A 20,199-nucleotide genomic window follows, 5' to 3' on the forward strand; every position below is an offset into this window, starting at 1 on the left:
CACGGTCGGGCGTCGAATCGTCAGATTGAACCGAGGGGCAGGGCCCGCGCCTTGCTGCCACACGCACCGCGGACCCGGCCATGTCGGTCGGGTCCGCGGTGGTTGGGCGAAGCCGTTCGGGGAAGGCTTCGGGTGACCGGCGTTTCGGAGGGACGCGGGGGCGTCCGCGGACCGGTCGGTTCGAAGAAGCACTGCGGGACCGGGGCTACCGATCCCGCAGTGCCGGGTGAGAGCCGGGGGGATGGCTCTCAGCTAATGATCAGTACGCGCCTCTGGAAGCGAGGACGGCACCGGCAGTGCGCATCATGATCGACACGTCTTGCATGACCGACCAGTTGTCGACGTAGTACACGTCGAGCCGGACGGTTTCGTCCCACGAAAGGTCCGAGCGGCCGGACACCTGCCACAGGCCGGTCAGGCCGGGGCGAACGTCGAGCCGGCGGACGGCGTCGCGGTCGTACTGAGCCACCTCACGGGGCAGCGCCGGACGCGGGCCGACCAGGCTCATGTCGCCACGGAGAACGTTCCAGAACTGCGGCACCTCGTCGATCGAGAACCGGCGAATGAACTGGCCCACACGGGTGATGCGCGGGTCGCGCGCCATCTTGAACAGCACGCCGTTGCCCTCGTTCTGCGACTCAAGTTCGGCCTTGCGGGCCTCGGCGTCGACGACCATCGAACGGATCTTGAAGCACTCGAACTCTTCGCCGCGGCGGCCGACCCGAACCTGCTTGAAGAAGATCGGGCCATGATCTTCGAGCTTGATCGCGATGGCGACCGCGAGCAGGATCGGCGAAGCGGCGAGCAGGAACAACGACGACCCCACGATGTCGAACAGCCGCTTGATCCAGCGTGAAGCCTCCATGGCCTGAGGCCGGTCGACCTGCACCAGCGGCAGACCCGCCACCGGGCGAGCGGTGAGTCGCTCAGAGCTGATGTCGGTCAGGGCGGGCACGACCATCATCTGGGTGTCATGCTCTTCCAACTCCCACGCCATGCGCTTGAAGTGCTGGCTGTCGGGGAAGGAGCCCTCGGCGAAGATCACGGTGTGCACGTCGGAGTCGCGAACCAGGTCGACAACTTCGCACACCTTGCCCAGCACAGGCAGCCCGCACGCGGTCTCTTCGATGTCGGCCGGGGTCACCGCGCCGATGATCTGGTAGCCGAGCCACTTCTCGCGCCGCAGCACCTGGGCGACCTCGTCGATGTGGGCCGGCGATCCGGCGACCAGCACGGGCGATTGGAACAGGCCCTGGGTGCGGAGCCGTTTCATCATGCGCCGACGGCCGAGGCGCAGCACGAGGAGTGCCGGAACCGCGATGACGAACAGCAAGACGAAGTAGCCGCGCGACAGGTCGTACTTGCTCAAGAAGCAAGCGACACCGAGAGCGCCGGCGGTTATGCCCGATGCCAGCGTGATCCGCTGGTACTCGACCATGCCGGTCTGCAGGTGCGGCAGCGAATAGCCGCCGGCAACGGCAATCACGACGATCCACAGTGCCGGAATGGCGTGGGCCAGCCACGACGGCACGTCGGGGTGAGCATCCATGAACAAACTGTCCAGTCCGAAGCGCCCCATGTAGGCAGCCAGCGCAGCAACGATCAGAACGGCGGAGTCGCCCAGAGCCAGCAGGGTCTGCCGCAGCACCTTGCTGCGTTGAGCCCTACGAAGAAAAGAGGTGGAGAGCGCCGGCTGAGTCGCGGCAGCGCGCAGCCGGACGTCTAGCGTGGTCATGAAATGGTTCCCCCCCGGAAACTTTCGCGAGATCCCCCGAACTCGCGCGTGAGTACCCCCCGGAACTCACGATGCAGATTCTTGCACAGGCGAGGAACAGAGGCAACGTGGGTCCAGATCGGTCGTCGGCGTGTCGCTACGTAGAACTGCGTAGTCCGAGAGGGTTGCCGAGTTGACTACGCGACCTCGTATGGCCGGTCTATACGAAGCAGTCGGAAGAGGCGACGGGTCTACACGGTCAACGGTGCCGTCCGACGCCGGCCCTCAGCGAATGGCCCGGGCCTCGAGGTAGTAGCGCTTGTCTTGCGCCTCGCCGAGCGAGAACGTCTTTCGCGGCAAGGCTCCGTCGGCCACGATCGAGTCGAAGAACGTGTCTTTCGCCACCTGTGGCAGCAGCACACCGATGTTGCCGGGCGCACGGCCCAAGTCGTCGGTCGCCTCGACTCCGTGGATGTAGTCAACAGACGCCGCACCGGCGGCGGTCAGCCCGTCGATGACGCGTTGCAGGGTGCCGGCGGCGATGCTGGCGCGCGGTTCGTCCAGTCGGTAGACGGCCGGTCCGTCGGCGTCCACGTAGCCGAACGCCTGATGTCCGGGCTGTTCGATCACGTCCAGCACCTCATCGGTACCGGCCGCCGCCACCCGTTCGAAGGAGCTGCACTGAGTGGCCAATGCGGCCTCGAAGGTTTCTCGGTCGGCGCCGAAGAGCACCCGGTGGATCGGTTCGAACTCCAGCCCCGGGTCATGGATGTTCTCCAACTCGACCAGGCAGTAGCGAGCAGGATGGCCCTCCCACTGGTCGTGCGGAATCGCGGACTTGATGTTTTCCCAGATGCTTTTGGCGGTGGCGAAGCTGTGATTCCCGTCACCCATGGCGAACAGCAGCGGGTTGGCGGGGTCGAGCCCGGCTCGCAGCGCAAGCAGGCCGTCGCTCACGGCCTCGAGGTCGGCCGTGGCATCGACCGCCCACCCCGTCACCCTGCCGCCGCCCAGCATCAGCTCGGTGTCGTAGAGGCGGGTCAGGCGGGGGGTCGCTGCGGCCAACGGCTCGATGACCTGGCGTTGGGCGTCGCTGATCAGCACCATGATGTGCGGCAACTCCAGGGCCGCGGCCTCGCGGATGCGCACCCGCGGTGGTAGCCGGTCGAGAATCGTGCCTTCCGTCGCTCGAATGAGCGTTCGCGCGTCGGGCTGCCACGAATACTGCTCCAGATCGAGAGCGACGATCAAACCCCACCGGACGACGCCGTGCCGGGTTTCGCGGCGCACCAACACCATGGTCTGCGGGTGCTGGACGAACAGACCCTCGTCGACGTAGCGCGCCATCGCGTCGTTGATGGCGGCGATGCGCGCGTCGGGGTCGGGCCGTTCGAGGTACACCTCGGGAAAGATCAGCCGCAGGGTCGACGGCGCGTCGCCCACGAGCTGCTCCACCTGCTGCCAGTAGTCGGGCTGGCTGGTGAACTGATCGCACGCCACCACCGCCCACGACGCCAGGGCGGTGGTCGGAAGCAACACATCGGGCACCCGCACCCCGACATCGGCCAGTGCCTCATGGACGTCCATGACCATCACGGTAGCGAAGCCGACGGCTGCCGAACGCACGGTCTCGCCCGCCCTGAGACCGGCCTGGGAGTCACGGCTGGTAGGTGCTCAACTGCCCCGAGTTGAGAGCGGCGGCCAGTTCCGCCATGCGCTTGTTGTTGGGTTTGACGTAGCTGGCGCCGTCCGCCGAGGTGCCAAAACCGGCCACCGGCACCTGAAACTGGTCGATGACCTGGTCAGAGGTCAGTTGCAGCGTCTGCACCAAAGCGATGATCCGCTTGTTGGTCAACGAGTCGTCGAGCGTCACCGACTTCGACAACCGACCGATCACTGCCAACAACTTGGACGGGTCGGTGAGGGTTTTGCTACTGGCCAGCTTGTCTACGATCGCCTTGATCACCAACCGCTGCCGTTCGGCCCGGTCGAAGTCGCCGCGCGGCAGGTCGTACCGCTCACGAACGTACAAAAGCGCGGTCTGGCCGGTGAGCTTCAGGTCGCCGCGTGGAAAGACCACCCCGTCGTTCTCCGAGGCGTTCTCGTTGAACACCTGCACCCCGCCCAGGTCATCGATAAGGTTGAAGAAGCCCTCGAAGTCGGTGAGGGCGACGTGGTCGATGTGAATCTTCAGCAGGTTCTCGACGGTGCGCACGGCCAGCGGAGCACCCCCGAACGCATAGGCGGCGTTGATCTTGTTCGTGCCGTGCCCCGGAATCGGCACCCAGAGATCGCGTGGCAGTGAGATCAGGTACAGCCGGTCGCGGCTCGGGTCGGCGTGCACCAGCATCATCACGTCGGAACGGCCGCGATCGTCGCCGCGAGAGTCCGAACCCAACAGCAGAAAGTTGAGCGGCTGGTCGTCCAAGTCGGTGGTGTTGGTCGTGGTGGACGCTTCGGGCGGCAGCAGGCCCGGCTCACGCTTCACGGCATTGAGTTGGCCGACCCCCCACACCACCACGGACGCGAAACCGACGACGAGTGCGGTGACCAGTACACCCAGCACGATCAGCCACCGCCGAAAAGCTCGCTTGGGCTGTGCGTTGCCCGGCGCCTCGTCGGTCAACAGGTCGTCCATGTGCAGGCCGGACGGCTCGTCTCCGGCCGGGCGTGCCTCATGATCGCTCACGACTGATCTCCCCCCACTGCGTGTGCGCTCAGCCATCCATAGTAGGCGGGCCGCGCGGTTCCGCGGGTCACCCCTGGGTGGGACTACGGGACCGAGGTGGTAGGGGTCACTTAGCCCAAGTACTCGCGCAGCCGATCGTCGGCGTTCGCCGGCTCGAAGCCGGCTTCGGCGAGTTTGCTCAGTGCCAGGGTGCTGTGGGTGGGGCGGGGCGCCATGCCCGGCTTGTCGGCGAAGTACTCCGCGGTGGTCACCTCGGTGACGTCGTCGGCGGAGCGTCCACGCAGTTCGAAGACCCGCTTGGCGATGTCGGCCCAGCTCTGGGTGGGGCCGGTGTTGGTCAGGTTGTAGGTGCCTCCCGGAGCGTTGGTGCTGATCAGGTGCACGATGCCGGCCGCCAGGTCGGTGGTGAAGGTCAGTCGTCCGTACTGGTCACCGACCACGCTGGGTTTGACGCCTTTGTCGGCCAAATTCGCCATGGTGCGCACGAAGTTGTTGCCGTCGCCGATGACCCATGAGGTGCGCACGATCCAGTGCCGGGGGAGCGTCGCCACTAGGGCGTCACCCGCGGCCTTGGTCTGGCCGTAGACGCCCAGCGGGCTGAACGCCTCGTGCTCGGTGTGGGTCTCTGCGGTGCCGTCGAACACGTAGTCGGTGGAGACGTGGACAAGTGGGATCCGATGCTGGCGGGCCACCTCAACCAGCCGACTCAGGCAGGCGACATTGACGTCCCAGCACGCGCGGCGTCCCTCGTGGGTCTCGGCGGCGTCGACGGAGGTGTAGGCGGCGGCGTTGATGATCGTGCCCACCTGCCCCCACGGCACCGACGCGATCGCGGCCGGGTCGCGCAGGTCGAACTCGGGCAGGTCGAGGCCGAGGGAGCCGGGCAACAGGGCCGTCAGGGCACGGCCGAGTTGGCCTTTGCAGCCCACGACCACGGTGCGCTTGGGCGCCATCGGCGTGACGTCCGCGAGTCGCGGGTGGGCGGCGTCCGCGGCCGAGATCTCCGCTTGCGACAGCGGAATGGGCCAGTCGATCGCAACGGTCTCGTCAGCCAGGTTCAGGTAGGTGTACGAGCCGCGGGCATCCGGGCTCCAATGTTCGTTGACCAGGTAGCTGTAGACCGTGTCGGGGGCGAGTGCCTGATAGCCGTTGGCGACCCCTCGCGGCACGAACACCGCCGTTTCGGGGCCGAGTTCGAGAGTGAACACGGTGCCGAAGCCGTCGCCCGGGCGCAGGTCGACCCAGGCGCCGAAGATGCGTCCGTTGGCCAGTGAGATCATCTTGTCCCACGGCTCGGCATGCAGGCCACGGGTCGAACCGGCGGCGGCGTTGAACGACATGTTGTTCTGTACCGGGCCGAAGTCGGGCAGGCCCAACTCGAGCATCTTGGCCCGCTGCCAGTTCTCTTTGAACCAGCCCCGGGCGTCGCCGTGCAGGGGAATGTCGAACACCAGCAGGCCCTCGATGGGGGTCTGCCGCACGGTGAGCCCGCTCACTGGCCGGTCTTCGCGTACTTGGCCTCTGTGGCGGCTTTCATCGGACGCCACCAGTCTTCGTTGGCGCGGTACCAGTCGATGGTGGCGGCCAGGCCCGAGCGGAAGTCGCGGTAGGTGGGCGTCCAGCCGAGTTCGGTGCGCAGTCGGGTGGCGTCGATGGCGTAGCGCATGTCGTGACCCGGCCGGTCGTTGACGTGGTCGTAGGCGTCGGTCGGCTGGTCCATCAGTTCGAGGATCAACTCGATGACCGACTTGTTGTTCATCTCGCCGTCGGCGCCGATCAGGTAGGTCTCGCCGATCACGCCGTCGTCGATGATGCGCAGCACCGCCGAGTTGTGGTCGTCGACGTGAATCCAGTCGCGCACGTTCTCACCCGCTCCGTACAGCTTGGGCCGAACGCCGTCGATCAGGCCGGTGATCTGGCGCGGAATGAACTTCTCGACGTGCTGGTAGGGCCCGTAGTTGTTCGAGCAGTTGCTGATCGTGGCCTGCACGCCGAAGCTGCGCACCCACGCCCGCACCAACAGGTCGGAGCCCGCCTTCGTTGACGAGTAGGGGCTGGAGGGGTTGTAGGGCGTGTTCTCGGTGAACTTCGCCGGATCGTCCAGTTCGAGGTCGCTGTACACCTCGTCGGTCGAGATGTGGTGGTAGCGCTTGTCGTGGCGGCGGACGGCCTGCAGCAGCTCGTAGGTGCCGACCAGGTTGGTCTGGATGAACGGCGACGGGTCGTTGAGCGAGTTGTCGTTGTGCGATTCGGCGGCGAAGTGCACCGTGACGTCGTGGTCGGCGACCAGGTCGTTCACCAGGTCGGCGTCGCACACCGACCCGACCACCAGCCGGAACCTGTCTTCGGGCAGCCCGTCCAACGAGGCCGCGTTGCCAGCGTAGGTGATGGCGTCGAGCACGGTGACGTTGTGATCGGTGGTGGCCAGTACGTGCCGCACGAAGTTGCTGCCGATGAACCCGGCCCCGCCTGTGACGAGAAGCGAAGACATGGTGGTGATCCTATTGGTTCGCGGACGGTCGTTCGGCCGTGGAACAATGCCGCGCATGCGCGGCATCATTCTGGCAGGGGGCTCAGGAACCCGGCTGCATCCGATCACGATGGGCAGCAGCAAGCAGCTGGTGCCCGTGTACGACAAGCCGATGATCTATTACCCGTTGTCGACGCTGATCTTTGCGGGTATTTCCGAGGTGCTGGTGATCAATACCCCCCACGAGCAGGACTCCTTCAAGCGGCTGCTTGGCGACGGTTCTCAGTTCGGCATTTCGATCAGCTACGCGGTGCAGCCCGAGCCGAAGGGGTTGGCCCAGGCGTTCACCATCGGCGCGGAGTTTCTCGGTGGCGAATCGTGCTGCCTGGTGCTCGGCGACAACATCTTCTACGGGCAGGGTCTTGGTCACCAGCTCACCCGGTTCAACGACATCGACGGCGGCGTGATCTTCGGCTACTGGGTCGCGAACCCGACCGCGTACGGCGTGGTCGAGCTGGACGCGGCCGGGCTCGCGGTGTCGATCGAGGAGAAGCCTGCGCTACCCAAGTCGCACTACGCGGTGCCCGGGCTCTACTTCTACGGCTCGGACGTGGTCGACATCGCCAGCGAGCTGGCGCCGTCCGCCCGCGGCGAGTACGAGATCACCGACGTGAACCGGGTCTATCTGGAGGACCGCCGGCTGCAGGTCTCCATCCTTCCCCGGGGCACCGCCTGGCTGGACACCGGCACCTTCGACTCGCTCAACGACGCCAGCAACTTCGTTCGCACCATTCAGGCGCGGCAGGGCCTGCAGGTGGGCTGCCCCGAAGAGGCCGCCTGGCGGCAGGGCTTCCTGAGCGACGAGGGACTCGCACAACGCGCGCAGGCTCTGGCCAAGTCGGGGTACGGGGACTACCTGGCGTCCCTGCTGTCCTGACCGCCGCTGGTCTCACAGCCTGTCGAGACCGAGATCCCGGCGTGCGCGGGAATGACGAAAACCGTCCCGCCCGTCATCCCGGCGAAGGCCGGGATTTACGCCGCAACAGCGATGCCCAACTGCTTTGCCGCGTCCGCGAGCGCCGCGTCGAAGGTGGCCACCCTGGCAGATGTTTCCAGGACCGCGGCCAGCACGCAGCAATCGGGCAACTTCAGCCGGGTGGATGCTCGCAGCCGTGCGAGTGCGAGCGATTGACCTGTCGGCACCGCCACCTGCTCGACGGCGAGCCGTTCGATGATCGCCAACGCCTCCTCCTCGCGTCCCAAGCGAGCCGGACCCACCAAGCACTCGGCGAGGGTGAACGGGTGGATGGCCAACTCCTCCTCCGTGTCGAGAATCTCGAACGCCTCCGAGCCATGGATATCGTCGTTCGCGAGATGGGCGATCAGCACGCTCGCGTCCAGCACGATCATTCCGCCCAGTCCTGCCGCAGATCGTCCAGATAGTCTCTGGGATAAGCAGAGCGAAGGCTTCCCCGGGTTTCGTTCAACACCAAACGTCGGGCAGCTGCACGCTCCGCGCGGGAGGCCCGGACAGCTTCAGCGCCGGCAGTCAGCAGGCGGGTGATCTGCTCGGCGCGAGGGACGTCCGGCCACTCCAGCTCGGCGACTTTGAGGGCCGCCGCGACGGGCGGCGTCTGAGTGACCTGAATGCGCCCGAGGTTGGTCGGCATGGGGTGAGTGTACCACCGGACACTTCGGTGGTACACCCGCTGGATTGCGACCAGGAGATTCCGGCATTCGCCGGAATGACCCGACCCGTCATTCCGGCGAACGCCGGGATCTCGTCAGCGGGCCTGCTCTCCGACGCCCTGGTCGGTGGTCAGCTGACCGCGCTCCCGCAAGTCAGCGACGATTCGCGCGTAGAAAGCCTCGTCGATGCGGTACTTGGCCCGGTAGATCAGATAACCGGCCACGATCAGGATCAACGGCAGCACCAGCATCGCCATCCGCATCAGCAACAACCCGTTCGCGCTCACGTCGTCGGGTGTCGGCGCCGAGTTGATCCCCGACACGATCACCACCACGCTCACGATCTGCGTGGCCAGTGCGGCGCCGACCTTGTTGATGAACGGCTGCAACGCGAAGGTCACCGCGGCGTTACGGCGGCCGAGCTTCCAGTGCCCGTACTCGATGCAGTCGGTGATGAACACCAGCATCAGCAGCACCACGAACGCCTGTCCGACGAACAGCATCAGCCCGGCGATGCCGATCCAGATCATGTTCATCGGTGAGAAGAAGAACAGCACGTAGCCGGCCACGATCGACCCGGTGGCGGCGGTGTACAGAGTGCGCCGGCTGAACCGTCGCCGGAACAGCGGAAAGATCAGAAAGCCGGTCAGCTGGGCGACGCCCAGCACGGCGCCGAACGGGGTGTACATGTTCTCGTCCCGGTAGGCGTACTTGAAGAAGTAGGTGCCGAACGACGTCGTGGTGACATAGCCGGTCATGAACAGCACCATCGAGATCGCCGTCCACAGCAGCTGGTCGTTGCCCACCACCACCGACCACAGCTCCCGCAGGGTGACCTTGGGCTGCTCGACGGCCAGCTTCGGCTCTCGGACGCCGATCAGGGTCACCGCCTGCCCGGCCAGCATGATCACCACCACGCCCGCGGTGAACAGCAGCCAGGCGCGGGTGTCGTTGCCCAGCCCCTTGGTCACCGGAAGGATGGCCACCACCACGCTGAACAGACCGATGGTGCTGAAGATCTTGGCGAGTGCGCCGATCCGCTCACGCTGCTGCTGGTCGAGGGTCAACGCGGGAAGCAGTGACCAGTACGGAATGTCGTTCATCGTCCAGGTGAGCCCCCACAGTAGGTACAGCAGCGCGAAGACGGCGACGTAGGCGGCGTCCGGCAGGTGCAGGTCGGTGAACAGCAGCACCGTGCAGACCGACGAGGCCAGAGCGCCGGCAAGGATCCACGGCTTGTAGTGCCCCCAGCGGCTGCGGGTGTTGTCGACGATCGACCCCATCACGATGTCCATCACCGCGTCGAACAACCGGGCGGCCAGGATCAGCCAACCCGCCCACCACATGAACGTGTCGGACGCGTTCAGCACCTCGGTCAGAAAAAAGATCAGATAGAGGCTGACCAGCGCGTAGACCATGTCGCGGCCCAGGGTGCCGATGCCGAAGGTCCAGCGATTGCGCGCGAACAGGGCGTCCGGCGAGCCGGGGGAGGGCGTCATGGGCTCAGGGTAGGACGTGCGACAACCCGTGCCCAACCCACCATTGGCAGGCGGTGAGGGCGGCCGGCGCGGACGACACCCGGCGCCTGCAGCGACGCTGTTGCCACCACGCGATCTGCCAATTGCGTTCGTCGCTGTGGTGGACAGGGTGAAGCGCTGGGGGGTGTGGATCGCAATCGCGGTCGTGGCGTGCGCATTCGTCGCTTTGGCCGTCTGGGGCTACCGGCAGGCGCAGGAAGTTCCAGGCATTGGCGAAGTCGGGCAAAGCCGACGCGTCGGCAGCCTTGAAGAGTCTGGATGCACAAGACGCGGCGAGCGCTCTGGCATCTTTCCAGAAGGCGAAGGACGAGTTCGGCCAGGCCCGAGAGCTGCTCGGGCCAGGCTGGTTGCAAAGCATTCCGTGGGTGGGTCGGCAACTGGCCGCAGCCGACGATCTCACCACCATCGGGTTCGAAGGATCGTCCGCCGGCGCCGAAATCAGCACGATTCTTGTCTCGGTCCCTTCATCGTCCGGAAGTGATCGGCTCACCCAGGTGATCAGAGCTGCGCACCCGCACCTAGAGGCGGCGCTGCAGTCAGTCGTTTCCGTCAATGACCGCGCCGAAGGACTGTCGGACGCAGCACTCGTCCCCCCGCTGGCCGACGCGGTCCGCGAGGCGCAGGGGATCTTGGAGCCGATGCGGCCTCTTCTTGGGCGCGCCGAGGCCTTGCTCGAACTCGAGCGCTACCTGTTCTCGGCTGACCACCGGTTTCTGGTGCTTGCACAGAACAACGCCCAACTTCGCCCCCTCCGGTGGGTTCATCGGAACCTATGGCCTGATCTCCATGGGGTCCTCGGGGTTTCGCCTGGAGAAGTTCGAGGACGCCTACAAGCTGCCCAAGGACCGCAGCGGCCTGCCTGTGCCCGAAGGCATGAACAAGAAGCGCCTGCACTTCATTCTCGGCAACTGGTGGCTGGACTTTCCGTCCACGGGAAAGACCATGGTTGAGCTGTGGGATGCTTTCACCCCTCGCCAGCCCGCGATCGACGGCGTGATCGCCATCGACCTGCCCACGATTCGCGACCTGCTCACGGTGTTCGGCGCGATCAAGGTGCCCGAGGTGGACGACCCGCTCACAGCGGCCAACGTCGTCGAGCGGCTCAGTTATGCCGTGGAGATCGAACATGCACCTAGGGGCGATGACAGAAAGGCGGCGGTCGTCGTGTCCTTGACGCTCACGTCGTTGGTGTTCGGTCGGATCGGACGGCTCTCGGGTATGCGAATGCTGATCCGTTCACTGGTGGTCGGCCTCGGCACCATGGGAGTGAGTTACCTGGCCGGAGTCGTGCTGCTCTGACACCGCTAGTCCGGGCACTGCTCAGCACGTGGACGGATTTGACCTCACCCAAGAGCACCCTTAGTGTTTCTCAGGAAGTGTCCCCCCACTCTGGTCCGAACCAAGGCCTTCAGCCGCCACCTCCCGGCTGTCGTCGCCAACAGTCGACCTTGTATTCAGGAGGTCCCCATGAGGACTGCTCTCAGGTTTTTGTTAGCTTCGATTCTCGTAGCCACCGGTTTGATTGTCGTCCAGACGCCTGCGTCGGCGGCGATGGAACCCTCGTTCGTGGTCACGTGTTATCCAACCGGAATTGCCAAGAACGATCCGATCGTGTTCCCGGGTCAAGCGGGAATGTCGCACATGCACTCATTCTTCGGCGCCAAAGGCGTCAACGAAAACACCACGGCCAGTTCGCTCTCCGCCGCCACCTCGTCACAGTGTGGCAGTTACTACGACGGGATCGATCTTTCGGCCTACTGGATCCCGACCTTGTACAAGGACGGTCAGCAGGTTTACCGGGACGACGGCAGCATCCAGTTGCGCGCCTACTACAAGCGTGCCGGCGGCCCGGACGGCGAGCCTGTCGATCAGGCCTGGCCCCGCGGGCTGAAGATCATCGCCGGCGACATGCACGCCACCTCCGCTCAGTCCGAGGTGCTGTACTTCTGCGCCAACACGGTGGACACGGGCAGCCAGGGTAAGGCGTCGTCGCAGTTCCCCAGTTGTGACTCCGACGAAACGCTGGTCGCGAAGCTGCAGTTCCCCGACTGCTGGGACGGCAAGTATCTCGATTCAGCCGATCACAAATCGCACATGGCCTACTCGAGCGGTAGTGGCAACACGTGCCCGTCCGATCACCCGGTGAAAATCGCGCAGCTCACGTTCGAAGCCTGGTTCTACGGCGTCAACGGCAGTGGTTCAAGTTTCAGTTGGGCCAGCGGCGGACCGTACAGCTTCCATGGCGATGTGATGTCGATGTGGCAGCCGCGGCCGGCGGCAAACCTGGTCAAACAGTGCATTAACGTGGCCTTCGACTGCAACATCTTCAACTACACCGATATCCCTGTGGGTCCGGTCACTCAGGCTCAGATCGACGCGCAGTACACCGGCGTCGAACCTCCAGTCACCAGCCCGACCCCGATGCCGTCCATGACGATGTCGCCGACGGCGTCAGCGACTGCCTCGACGTCTATGACGATGTCGCCGACGGCGTCAGCGACTCCTTCGACGTCTATGACGATGTCGCCGACGGCGTCAGCGACTCCCTCGCCGTCCATGACGATGTCACCGACTGCGACCCCAACCCCGTCGGTCTCGCCGACCCCGACCCGGACTTCACCCACGGCAAGTCCGACCGCTACTGCGACGCCTACTACCACCCCCACTCTGGGCACGTTGACGGGCAGCACCCCTCAGCTCAAAGCATTGGGCAACAGCATTCTCAGGATTGGCGTGGACGTGGGCAACTGGCAGCCGGCGCCGGTGAGCTTCACCTACCAGTGGTTGCGCAACGGCTCACCGATTGCCGGTGAGACCGCCTCGACGTACGACTTGTCCTGGGCAGATCAGGGCAACTACATCTCGGTCAGAGTGACCGGTTCCAAGGCGGGCTACGCAAGTCTGACGCGGACTTCGCGCTCGATCGGTCCGATCTGGTTCCCGTCCTGGGCTCAGCCCAGCAACGGCCTGAAGGCCGTCTGAGCCCACCGGCCGTCGCTGACAGTGCGCCCGGAGGCGTCCCAGAGTTACTTTGGGGCGGCTCCGGGCGCTGTTGCGTACGGACGGCGTTTCCGGGCCAGCGCCCGGTCTGTCACACTGCTGGCGATGAGTGATCGGACTCGGTCGGGGGACGAGGGCGCGTTGGGCGACCCTGGCCCTCACAGCGCCCAGACGAACGCGATCCAGTCGGCTGTATCGCCGCCGGTCCTGTGGCCACGCCTGGCGGGCGGAGTGCGGGCTGACATTCAGGGGCTGCGGGCTATGGCGGTCATTCTGGTCGTGGTGCACCACTTCTGGACGCCGCACTTTGAGGGCGGCCACCTGGGTGTCGACGTCTTCTTTGTTGTGTCTGGATACCTGATCACACTGCACCTCATCGGAAGACCACCGCTGAGCAAGCGGGAGTTCGCGCAGTTTTGGGGAAGGCGCATCAGGCGCCTCCTACCGGCGGCAACGGTGGTGCTGCTGGCGTGTCTTGCCTTGGCAGCAGTCCTCACCCCGGGCGAGGCGGCGCGGGCATCAGCGCGACATGCAGTCGCGGCGTCACTATACGTTGAGAATTGGGCAATCCAGTGGGACATCAGCCATGGGGCAGCGGTCAGCCCGCCCATTCAGCACTTCTGGTCACTGTCCGTCGAGGAGCAGTTCTACCTCATCTGGCCAATCCTCATCGCGACCGGGTTCATTCTGGCTCGTCGGAGGGGAGAACCGCTTCGGTGGCTTGCCCTGCTGGTGGGTGGCCTGATCGTGATCTCATTCGGGCTGCAGGCGTACGGCAGTTTGGCTATCAGAGGGTGGGTGCCGTCCCTCGGTTGGCTGGATTACTCCTACTACGGCACGCAAGCCAGGTTGTGGGAGCTAGCCGCTGGCGGCCTGACGGCGGTGTTGGTGGTGAGGGGGGTGCACAAACGCTTTGTCGCAGGCCCACGTGCCCGCGTGATCCGAGCCTGGGTGGGAATCTCCTAGTGTTGATCGCTGCGGTGGGGCCAGACCTCCCGCTCCTCAACACACCGATGGCGATCGTGGGCAGCGCCATGGTGATCCTGGCGGATAGCGACGGGGACCCCATGAGTCCCGGTCTGCTCTGGCGCAACCGGGCCGTCCAGGCCGTGGGTGACGCCTCATACTCGCTGTACCTGTGGCACCTGCCGATCTACGTATTCGCTGTCGTGATCCTGGGCTCTGACATTCCTGCGCTCACCAGGCTGCTCCTGGTCGCTTTGGCGCTGGGGATCGCGTTAGCAAGCAAGCGTTGGGTCGAAGACCCATTCCGTAAGGCGCCCGTCTTGGTGGCAAGCCTGCCTCGGACATACCTGTTCGGAGCCGCCCTGATCGTCACGGTGGTCGGTGCTGCGATTCTGGTGGGCGGCCTGAATACCCGGTAGCTCCCCGGGGCCCTGCAACACCTGGCATTCGCAGGCTCATGCGGCCATGAGCCTCGGCTCAACGAGTGTTGCGCGTGTAGATCTGGTGGGCAACAAAACGCTGATACATCTCTTCGGTCACTCCGCGGTTGGCTGCTATCTCGGCGAAGAACCGGCCCGACTCGCGCATTGTTCGCTCCTGTGTCTCGTAGTCGAGCCGGATCAGGCCGAACCGGGCGGACTCGCCCTCGAGCCACTCCCAGTTGTCGATGAAGCTCCAGTGGTAGTAACGCTCGATCGGCAGGTCGGACGCCGCGATCTCGGCCAAGTGCTCATGGATGAAGCGGCTACGGAAGCCGTCGTCGGAGTTGGCGGTGCCGTTCTCGGTGACGTACAGAGGGCCGGGGTGAGTTCCGTGCAGCCACGTGGCCACCTCGATCAGCCCCTGCGGGTAGATCTCCCAGCCGAGATCGTTGATCGCCACATCGGCGCCGACACCATCGGCGAGTCGACTGACGGTGCTGCGCGAGTAGTAGTTGATGCCGTGAAAATCGTAGTACGTACCCGGATGGACGCCTGCGGGCTGGGACAGCGGAGCCAGGAACCGTCCCCTGCACATCGCCTTGGTGATGACCCGCTGGAACAGCCACTCCATCATCTGTGCGGACGCCCAATGGCCAGGATGCCAGGCGATCCTTGGGCGAAAAACGCGCAGGTGCTGGGCGACCCCGACACGTGCATCGGGCTGCATCTCGTGGATCAGCTTGTAGGCGTCGATGTGTGCCGCCGCCAGATTGGTGTACACGTGGGTGAGCGTCTTCAGTGATCGTTCTCCGGGCGGCCAGAGGCCGAAGTAGTACGCGTGGGTCGCGTAGATGTTGGGCTCGTTGATGGTGATCCACTCGTCGCACAGGTCGCCCAAGGCGCCGACCATGCGTTGGGTGTAGCGCTGCAAAGCCCCAGTCGCTTCGCGGTGGAGAAATCCGCCGGCGTCCTCAAACCACACCGGGTTGTTGAAGTGATGCAGGGTGACCAGGGGTTTGATCCCTGCGTCGACCAGCCCACCCAGTTCGTCTCGGTAGTGTTCAATGGCCGCATCGTCGAACTCGCCGGGACGTGGCTCCACGCGAGCCCATTCCAGGCCCATCCGGTAGTGCTGCACGTTGAGTTCGCGCAAAAGCGCCTGATCTTGGCCGACCCGGTTCCAGTGGTCGTTTGCGCGCCAGGGGCCGGAGCCATCCTTGATTCGGCCAGGTTGTTCAGACCACCGGTGCCAGTTGGTCGCAGCATGGCCGCCCTCGATCTGGGTGGCGGCCGTCGCGACGCCCAGCTCGCAGCGGTCCAGCGTGAATGCGTGCCGACCTCCCACCTGCGATCTGGCACGCTCAGCGTGATCATCTCGAAGGCTGTTCAACGCTGCCCGCGTTCGGCCCGGTAAAGCTCCTCGTAACGGTCGGCGACGCTGCTCAGCGAGAACTCGCGCGACCGTTCCAGGCTGGCCTTGCCCAGGTCGTCGAGTCGGGCTGGATCCGGCAGCAACGCACACAGTTCTGACCCCAACTGCTCCAGATCTGCCAACACCCCGTAACGGCCCTCATCGGTGACGTAGCGGGCGCCGATGTTGGGGGTGGCAAGCACGGGGACACCCGACGCCATCGCCTCCGCGTACGGGATGCCGAACCCTTCGTAGGTGGAAGGCAGGCAGAACACCCAGGCGCGTGCGTAGGCATCGGCGAGCTCTTCGTCGCTGAGCCGACCGAGTACGGTGACGCCGTCGCCCAGGTCGCTCGGGGCGTCCTGCGTGACCATGAGCAGTTCTGCGTCGGGAACGGCAGGGCGCACCTGCTCGCTGAACAAGCGTGCCAGGTCGGATCCCCGCTTCCGGCCACCCCAGGTGCCGACGAAGAGCACCGTCGGATGCTCGTTCCGCCTGCCAACAGATGGATGAAACCGACTGGTGTCGACTCCATTGGGAATGACGTGCGTGACCCAGGGCGTCCACCGCAGGGTGGCCGGTGAAACGGCCACGGTCACATCGGCCACAAGGCTCGCCAGCACCTCGGAGAAGCCGAGCAGGATCATTCGCGCCTTCTCTTTGACACCCTTGATCCGCAGTGCCTCCTCGAAGCACGAGCCGTGCAAGGTGCGGACGTGCCGAGGGACACGGCGACGCCACAGCCAGTAGTCGTCTCCGTGCGCGTGCAGCACGTCGTAGGAGCCGAAATCCACCCTTCGCAAGTTGGTGGCGAACCGGAAGGTGCGAAGAGGGCCGGACAAATGCAGTCGTCGCAGGGCGTACAGCGCCCCCTCCATGGGGCCACACTCACTGAACACGTCGACGTGGTGACCGCGGCGGACGAACTCGTTGGCGAGCTCGTGGACCTGATACCCCACGCCGATCTTGCTGCCGCTGGGCAGGTAGTAGGAAATCATGGCAATGCGCATTGGGTCGCTCACTACTGCAATCCGTCCCTCAAAGCCTGGAGCCACGCTCGTCCGTTGATCAGGTCGGGTTCCAGATGGTTCCCCTCGGCCCACTCGTTCCAGGACTTGATCCACAACAGCCGCTCGGCGAACGGACGGTCGGCGATGGTCGCGATCGCCTCTTCGACGTTGCGGCGGAACTTCGCCGGGGTTGCATCCCGCAGCACCACACCTCCACGTCCGGAGCGCGGGGTGTTGTCCCAATTGGGGTACACACACGGCTGGATGTGGGGGCCGGTGATGGAATCGCCGGCGACGTGGTCGTTGTAGTCGAAGATCTCCGGACCGCCGAGAACCTTGCGAATGGCACGCATTCGGAGCATGCCGGCCTTGGATCGCACCGCAGGAAGACGCATGTACACGCTGGCATCGAACCCGTCCGCGTCGCCGTCTGCGTAGCGCACGTTGCCATGCATGTCGCTCATCTCACCCACCAGATACAGTCCAGGCAGGCCCGCCTCCCGCGCCATGCGCTGCCACCGGTCGACGAACTCCGCGGTGTTGGGAAGGTCTTCTGGGCGAAAGACATAGAACACGGGACGGTCGTTCACTCGCAGGTAGCGCTCGTCGCGGAAGGCGGCCAGCACCGTGTCGAAGTGACGACGGTCGTCCTCGGGTCCTGGGTACAACTGCTCACGCAGAATGCGGTCGCGAGCGCCGTGCCAGATGCCGCTCCAGGTCTGATTGGCCCAGGCCAGGCAGAACGAGATTTCCGGCGAGCCGGCCGCCAGCACCTCCATGAAGGGCCGCTCCAAGATCCGGGTGCCGTGACCGAACCAATAGTGCCAATAGGCGAACGCCGCGACCCCGAACTCTCTGGCGAGGTCGCTCTGCGCCTGACGGGTCTCGGGGACGCGAAGGTCGTAGAAGCCCAGTTCCGAGGGCAGGTTGGGTTGTCGATGACCCGGAAACAGCCGCCGGGCGCGCGCTGCATTGGTCCACTCGGTGAATCCGGGACCCCACCACTCGTCGTTCTCGGGAATGGGAAAATACTGAGGGAGGTAGAACGCGATCGCCCGCGCCTTCGGGTCCACGTGGTCTCCCGTCTTGAGTTCCGGCCGGCTCTATCGTAACGGCCCCGTGGGGGGCGCCCAATCACAGACCGGCGGTTGCCTCAGCGGCTTTCGTCCGGAAGGTACGCGGTGGCCTGCAGCCGGAATAGTTCGGCGTAGATGCCGTCGGTCGCCATGAGCTCGTCGTGCGTACCGGACTCGGCGACCCGTCCGCTGTCGAGCACGTAGATTCGGTCAGCGTTGCGCACTGTGGAGAACCGATGGGAGATCACCAGTGCGGAGCGCCCCTCGATTGTGCTGCGCAGCGAAGAGAACAGATCGTACTCGGCGCGCGGATCCAAAGCGGCGGACGGTTCGTCGAGAATCACCAGCGGCGCGTCGCGGTAGAAGGCACGGGCGATCGCCAGGCGCTGCCACTGCCCACCCGAGAGGTCGTGTCCGCCGTCGAACATTCGAGTCAGCATGGTTTCGTAGCCCTGTGGCAATTCGTCGACGAAGTCGGCGACGCCGGACGCTGCTGCCGCTCGCCGGATGCCATCGTCGTTCACCGGTTGCTCGGGCTGGCCGAGAGCGATGTTGGTGCGCACGTCCATCGCGTAGTGCACGAAGTCCTGAAAGATCACCGCGGTGCTGGCTCGCGCCGTGCCCTCCGGTAGCTCGCTCAACGGGCTGTCGTCCCACCACACGGCGCCTTGATCGGGCGGGTACAGGCCGGCGATCAGCTTGGCCAGAGTGCTCTTGCCGGACCCGTTCTCGCCGACCAGCGCGACCACTTCGCCGCGTCTGATCCTGATCGACACCCCGTCGACGGCAGGCGTCCGCCGTCCTGGATAACTGAAGCTGACCTGCCTCGACTCGATCTGCTCGAACGGGCGGACGGCAGCCGCTGTGGCCGGCTCGGGAGCGAGCGCGAGGAAATCCTGCAGGTCGTCGATGAACAACCCGGATTCGAAAACTGCTTGCACACCGCCTGTCAGCCCCTGGATCTGGCTGGCCAGCATCCGCACCGCCACGAGCGCCGCACCGGCGGTTGCAATCGTGAGGCCACCTCCGGTGACCATCCAGGCGAGCGCCAGCAGGGTGAGTCCAAGCACAATCGCCGCGCCTGACTGTCCGATCACGCTGAGCGCCGTGCGACGCTTGAGGTGGCCGCGCAAGTCGTCCAGGTACCGCGAGTAAACCGCGTCGAAGCGTCGGCGAAGATTGCCGACCATGTCGAACGCGCGGACCTCCTTGGCCTCATCGCGTCCAGTCATCAAGATGGCCAGGTAGGCGCGGAGTCTGCTGGGCTGGGTCTGCGTCACGTTGAAGCGAAACTCCAGCCGGCTCTCCTGCCTACTGGTCAGCAGCAACGGAAGTCCGCCAAACGCCAGCAACGGCAGCAACAGTGGATTGAAAGTCACGAGTGTCAGTCCGAGGCCGATGCAGGACAGGGCTGAGCCAAGGGCGGCGATGACGCCGCTGGTGACCTGAAACGGCCGGGTCAGACCACTGACCCGCACGCGTTCAAGTCGGTCGAAGAACCCCGGATCCTCGTAATTCCACAGGCCGACTCCGGTAGAGACGTCGAGGATCGAATGCCACATGGTTCGGCCCACCTGCTCGCCCACATAGCGAGTGAGAGATGTCTGGACGGAGGACGCCACTGCGGCTGCGGCAGTGAGGAGTGCCATTATGGTGATCGGAGCTATCGCTGCTCCGATGCCAGTCGAGCCCAGCTCGAGCAAGGCGTTCAAAAGCCACTGGACAGTGAGCACCTGGCCCGCCAGGATCCCTGCGTTCAGCAACTGCAGGCAACTCAAGACGACGAACGAGACCCGCGCCGAGCGCCACACCAAACGGCTGCTGAAGGCCACCAGACTTCGCAGTCTGCCCAGCGACTTCGGGGCAGTGGGGATCGCAGTCGGGTTGGACACCCTCAGAGGGTAGCCACTCAGATGTGCGGAGCCCTGTGCGACGTGGCCCCTCGCCTACGGCGCACACATATATCACCTCTGAATCCCATGTGTTATCGTGGATGCGCCGCGGGGGATGCGGCATGTCAACTATTGGGGGGATGATTTACATGACCTACGAAGCACCGACCATTCAGGAGGTCGGAAGCGTCGCCGAGCTGACCCTCGGCCAGCCGCTTCCGATCCGTCTGGACGACAACACGTTCTGGTGGGGCGCCACTCCGGGCTCCCGCTGAACGAAAGTCCGCAGGACGGCGGGCGACCCGGAAGGGCCGCCCGCCGT

The 20,199-nt window shown here is 65.1% G+C and carries 18 protein-coding genes; 6 read left to right on the forward strand and 12 right to left on the reverse strand.

Features of this window, described 5'->3' with window-relative positions; all coding sequences use genetic code 11:
- Nucleotides 1–259: 259 nt before the first annotated feature.
- From MPLG2_RS00245 to rfbB, 5 genes are all read right to left on the reverse strand, one after another.
- Nucleotides 260–1,735: a sugar transferase gene (locus MPLG2_RS00245; protein WP_105184403.1), complete on the reverse strand. Its 1,476-nt coding sequence runs from the start codon at nt 1,733–1,735 to the stop codon at nt 260–262.
- 264 nt (nt 1,736–1,999) lie between these two features.
- Nucleotides 2,000–3,301 (reverse strand): DUF1015 domain-containing protein, encoded by a 1,302-nt coding sequence (locus tag MPLG2_RS00250; RefSeq protein WP_105187375.1) that lies wholly within the window; start codon nt 3,299–3,301, stop codon nt 2,000–2,002.
- A 70-nt stretch (nt 3,302–3,371) separates the two neighbouring features.
- Nucleotides 3,372–4,403: an LCP family protein gene (locus MPLG2_RS00255; RefSeq protein WP_158680726.1), complete on the reverse strand. Its 1,032-nt coding sequence runs from the start codon at nt 4,401–4,403 to the stop codon at nt 3,372–3,374.
- Nucleotides 4,404–4,513: 110 nt separating this feature from the next.
- Complete coding sequence (locus MPLG2_RS00260; RefSeq protein ID WP_105184405.1) at nt 4,514–5,899, reverse strand: sugar nucleotide-binding protein; 1,386 nt, start codon at nt 5,897–5,899, stop codon at nt 4,514–4,516.
- Nucleotides 5,896–6,894: a dTDP-glucose 4,6-dehydratase gene (rfbB, locus tag MPLG2_RS00265; protein ID WP_105184406.1), complete on the reverse strand. Its 999-nt coding sequence runs from the start codon at nt 6,892–6,894 to the stop codon at nt 5,896–5,898. Before rfbB ends, MPLG2_RS00260 begins: the two co-directional genes overlap by 4 nt.
- A gap of 55 nt (nt 6,895–6,949) precedes the next feature.
- Between rfbB and rfbA the strand changes: the two genes are divergently transcribed.
- Nucleotides 6,950–7,810: a glucose-1-phosphate thymidylyltransferase RfbA gene (rfbA, locus tag MPLG2_RS00270; protein ID WP_105184407.1), complete on the forward strand. Its 861-nt coding sequence runs from the start codon at nt 6,950–6,952 to the stop codon at nt 7,808–7,810.
- A gap of 95 nt (nt 7,811–7,905) precedes the next feature.
- Here the strand turns inward: rfbA and MPLG2_RS00275 are convergent, their stop codons facing one another.
- The 3 genes from MPLG2_RS00275 to MPLG2_RS00285 all read right to left on the reverse strand — a co-directional run bounded on the left by MPLG2_RS00275 (nt 7,906) and on the right by MPLG2_RS00285 (nt 10,061).
- Nucleotides 7,906–8,283 (reverse strand): type II toxin-antitoxin system VapC family toxin, encoded by a 378-nt coding sequence (locus tag MPLG2_RS00275; protein WP_105184408.1) that lies wholly within the window; start codon nt 8,281–8,283, stop codon nt 7,906–7,908.
- Entirely contained in the window at nt 8,280–8,543 is a 264-nt protein-coding gene (locus tag MPLG2_RS00280; RefSeq protein ID WP_105184409.1) for a hypothetical protein, read from the reverse strand. Before MPLG2_RS00280 ends, MPLG2_RS00275 begins: the two co-directional genes overlap by 4 nt.
- Nucleotides 8,544–8,657: 114 nt before the next feature.
- The gene (locus MPLG2_RS00285; RefSeq protein WP_105184410.1) at nt 8,658–10,061 is read right to left on the reverse strand and encodes a glycoside-pentoside-hexuronide (GPH):cation symporter; all 1,404 of its coding nucleotides are present in this window, start codon (nt 10,059–10,061) and stop codon (nt 8,658–8,660) included.
- A 591-nt stretch (nt 10,062–10,652) separates the two neighbouring features.
- Between MPLG2_RS00285 and MPLG2_RS00290 the strand changes: the two genes are divergently transcribed.
- The 4 genes from MPLG2_RS00290 (at nt 10,653) to MPLG2_RS00305 (ending at nt 14,485) form a co-directional block, all read left to right on the forward strand.
- Complete coding sequence (locus MPLG2_RS00290; protein WP_105184411.1) at nt 10,653–11,399, forward strand: DUF4012 domain-containing protein; 747 nt, start codon at nt 10,653–10,655, stop codon at nt 11,397–11,399.
- 168 nt (nt 11,400–11,567) lie between these two features.
- Complete coding sequence (locus MPLG2_RS00295) at nt 11,568–13,082, forward strand: DUF1996 domain-containing protein (RefSeq protein ID WP_105184412.1); 1,515 nt, start codon at nt 11,568–11,570, stop codon at nt 13,080–13,082.
- Nucleotides 13,083–13,205: 123 nt separating this feature from the next.
- Nucleotides 13,206–14,066 (forward strand): acyltransferase family protein, encoded by an 861-nt coding sequence (locus MPLG2_RS00300; protein ID WP_105184413.1) that lies wholly within the window; start codon nt 13,206–13,208, stop codon nt 14,064–14,066.
- A 101-nt stretch (nt 14,067–14,167) separates the two neighbouring features.
- On the forward strand, nt 14,168–14,485 hold the full coding sequence (locus tag MPLG2_RS00305) for an acyltransferase family protein (RefSeq protein WP_158680729.1): 318 nt from the start codon (nt 14,168–14,170) through the stop codon (nt 14,483–14,485).
- A gap of 58 nt (nt 14,486–14,543) precedes the next feature.
- Here MPLG2_RS00305 and MPLG2_RS00310 read toward each other — a convergent pair whose 3' ends face one another.
- The 4 genes from MPLG2_RS00310 to MPLG2_RS00325 form a co-directional block, all read right to left on the reverse strand.
- Nucleotides 14,544–15,878 carry a glycoside hydrolase family 1 protein gene (locus MPLG2_RS00310; RefSeq protein ID WP_197710020.1) on the reverse strand — a complete coding sequence of 445 codons (1,335 nt, stop codon included), beginning with the start codon at nt 15,876–15,878 and terminating at the stop codon, nt 14,544–14,546.
- A complete protein-coding gene (locus MPLG2_RS00315) occupies nt 15,875–16,909 on the reverse strand; it encodes a glycosyltransferase family 4 protein (RefSeq protein WP_105184415.1) in 1,035 nt (344 codons plus the stop codon). Before MPLG2_RS00315 ends, MPLG2_RS00310 begins: the two co-directional genes overlap by 4 nt.
- An 11-nt stretch (nt 16,910–16,920) precedes the next feature.
- Entirely contained in the window at nt 16,921–17,982 is a 1,062-nt protein-coding gene (locus tag MPLG2_RS00320) for a glycosyltransferase WbsX family protein (protein WP_105184416.1), read from the reverse strand.
- Between the two features lie 80 nt (nt 17,983–18,062).
- Nucleotides 18,063–19,877: an ABC transporter ATP-binding protein gene (locus tag MPLG2_RS00325; RefSeq protein ID WP_231935729.1), complete on the reverse strand. Its 1,815-nt coding sequence runs from the start codon at nt 19,875–19,877 to the stop codon at nt 18,063–18,065.
- Between the two features lie 149 nt (nt 19,878–20,026).
- On the opposite strand from MPLG2_RS00325, the gene MPLG2_RS00330 reads away from it, so the two are divergent.
- A complete protein-coding gene (locus MPLG2_RS00330; protein WP_158680730.1) occupies nt 20,027–20,152 on the forward strand; it encodes a lasso RiPP family leader peptide-containing protein in 126 nt (41 codons plus the stop codon).
- Nucleotides 20,153–20,199: the final 47 nt, after the last annotated feature.

Source organism: Micropruina glycogenica (assembly GCF_900289045.1).
In the GTDB taxonomy this organism is placed as follows: Bacteria; Actinomycetota; Actinomycetes; order Propionibacteriales; family Propionibacteriaceae; genus Micropruina; species Micropruina glycogenica.

Coding starts and splice junctions, on each gene's coding strand:
- MPLG2_RS00300 (WP_105184413.1), top strand. CDS start 13,206: ATGAGTGATCGGACTCGGTCGGGGGACGAGGGCGCGTTGGGCGACCCT.
- MPLG2_RS00280 (WP_105184409.1), bottom strand. CDS start 8,543: ATGCCGACCAACCTCGGGCGCATTCAGGTCACTCAGACGCCGCCCGTC.
- MPLG2_RS00305 (WP_158680729.1), top strand. CDS start 14,168: ATGAGTCCCGGTCTGCTCTGGCGCAACCGGGCCGTCCAGGCCGTGGGT.
- MPLG2_RS00330 (WP_158680730.1), top strand. CDS start 20,027: ATGACCTACGAAGCACCGACCATTCAGGAGGTCGGAAGCGTCGCCGAG.
- MPLG2_RS00275 (WP_105184408.1), bottom strand. CDS start 8,283: ATGATCGTGCTGGACGCGAGCGTGCTGATCGCCCATCTCGCGAACGAC.
- MPLG2_RS00295 (WP_105184412.1), top strand. CDS start 11,568: ATGAGGACTGCTCTCAGGTTTTTGTTAGCTTCGATTCTCGTAGCCACC.
- MPLG2_RS00250 (WP_105187375.1), bottom strand. CDS start 3,301: ATGGACGTCCATGAGGCACTGGCCGATGTCGGGGTGCGGGTGCCCGAT.
- MPLG2_RS00285 (WP_105184410.1), bottom strand. CDS start 10,061: ATGACGCCCTCCCCCGGCTCGCCGGACGCCCTGTTCGCGCGCAATCGC.
- MPLG2_RS00245 (WP_105184403.1), bottom strand. CDS start 1,735: ATGACCACGCTAGACGTCCGGCTGCGCGCTGCCGCGACTCAGCCGGCG.
- MPLG2_RS00315 (WP_105184415.1), bottom strand. CDS start 16,909: ATGCGCATTGCCATGATTTCCTACTACCTGCCCAGCGGCAGCAAGATC.
- rfbB (WP_105184406.1), bottom strand. CDS start 6,894: ATGTCTTCGCTTCTCGTCACAGGCGGGGCCGGGTTCATCGGCAGCAAC.
- rfbA (WP_105184407.1), top strand. CDS start 6,950: ATGCGCGGCATCATTCTGGCAGGGGGCTCAGGAACCCGGCTGCATCCG.
- MPLG2_RS00290 (WP_105184411.1), top strand. CDS start 10,653: ATGACCGCGCCGAAGGACTGTCGGACGCAGCACTCGTCCCCCCGCTGG.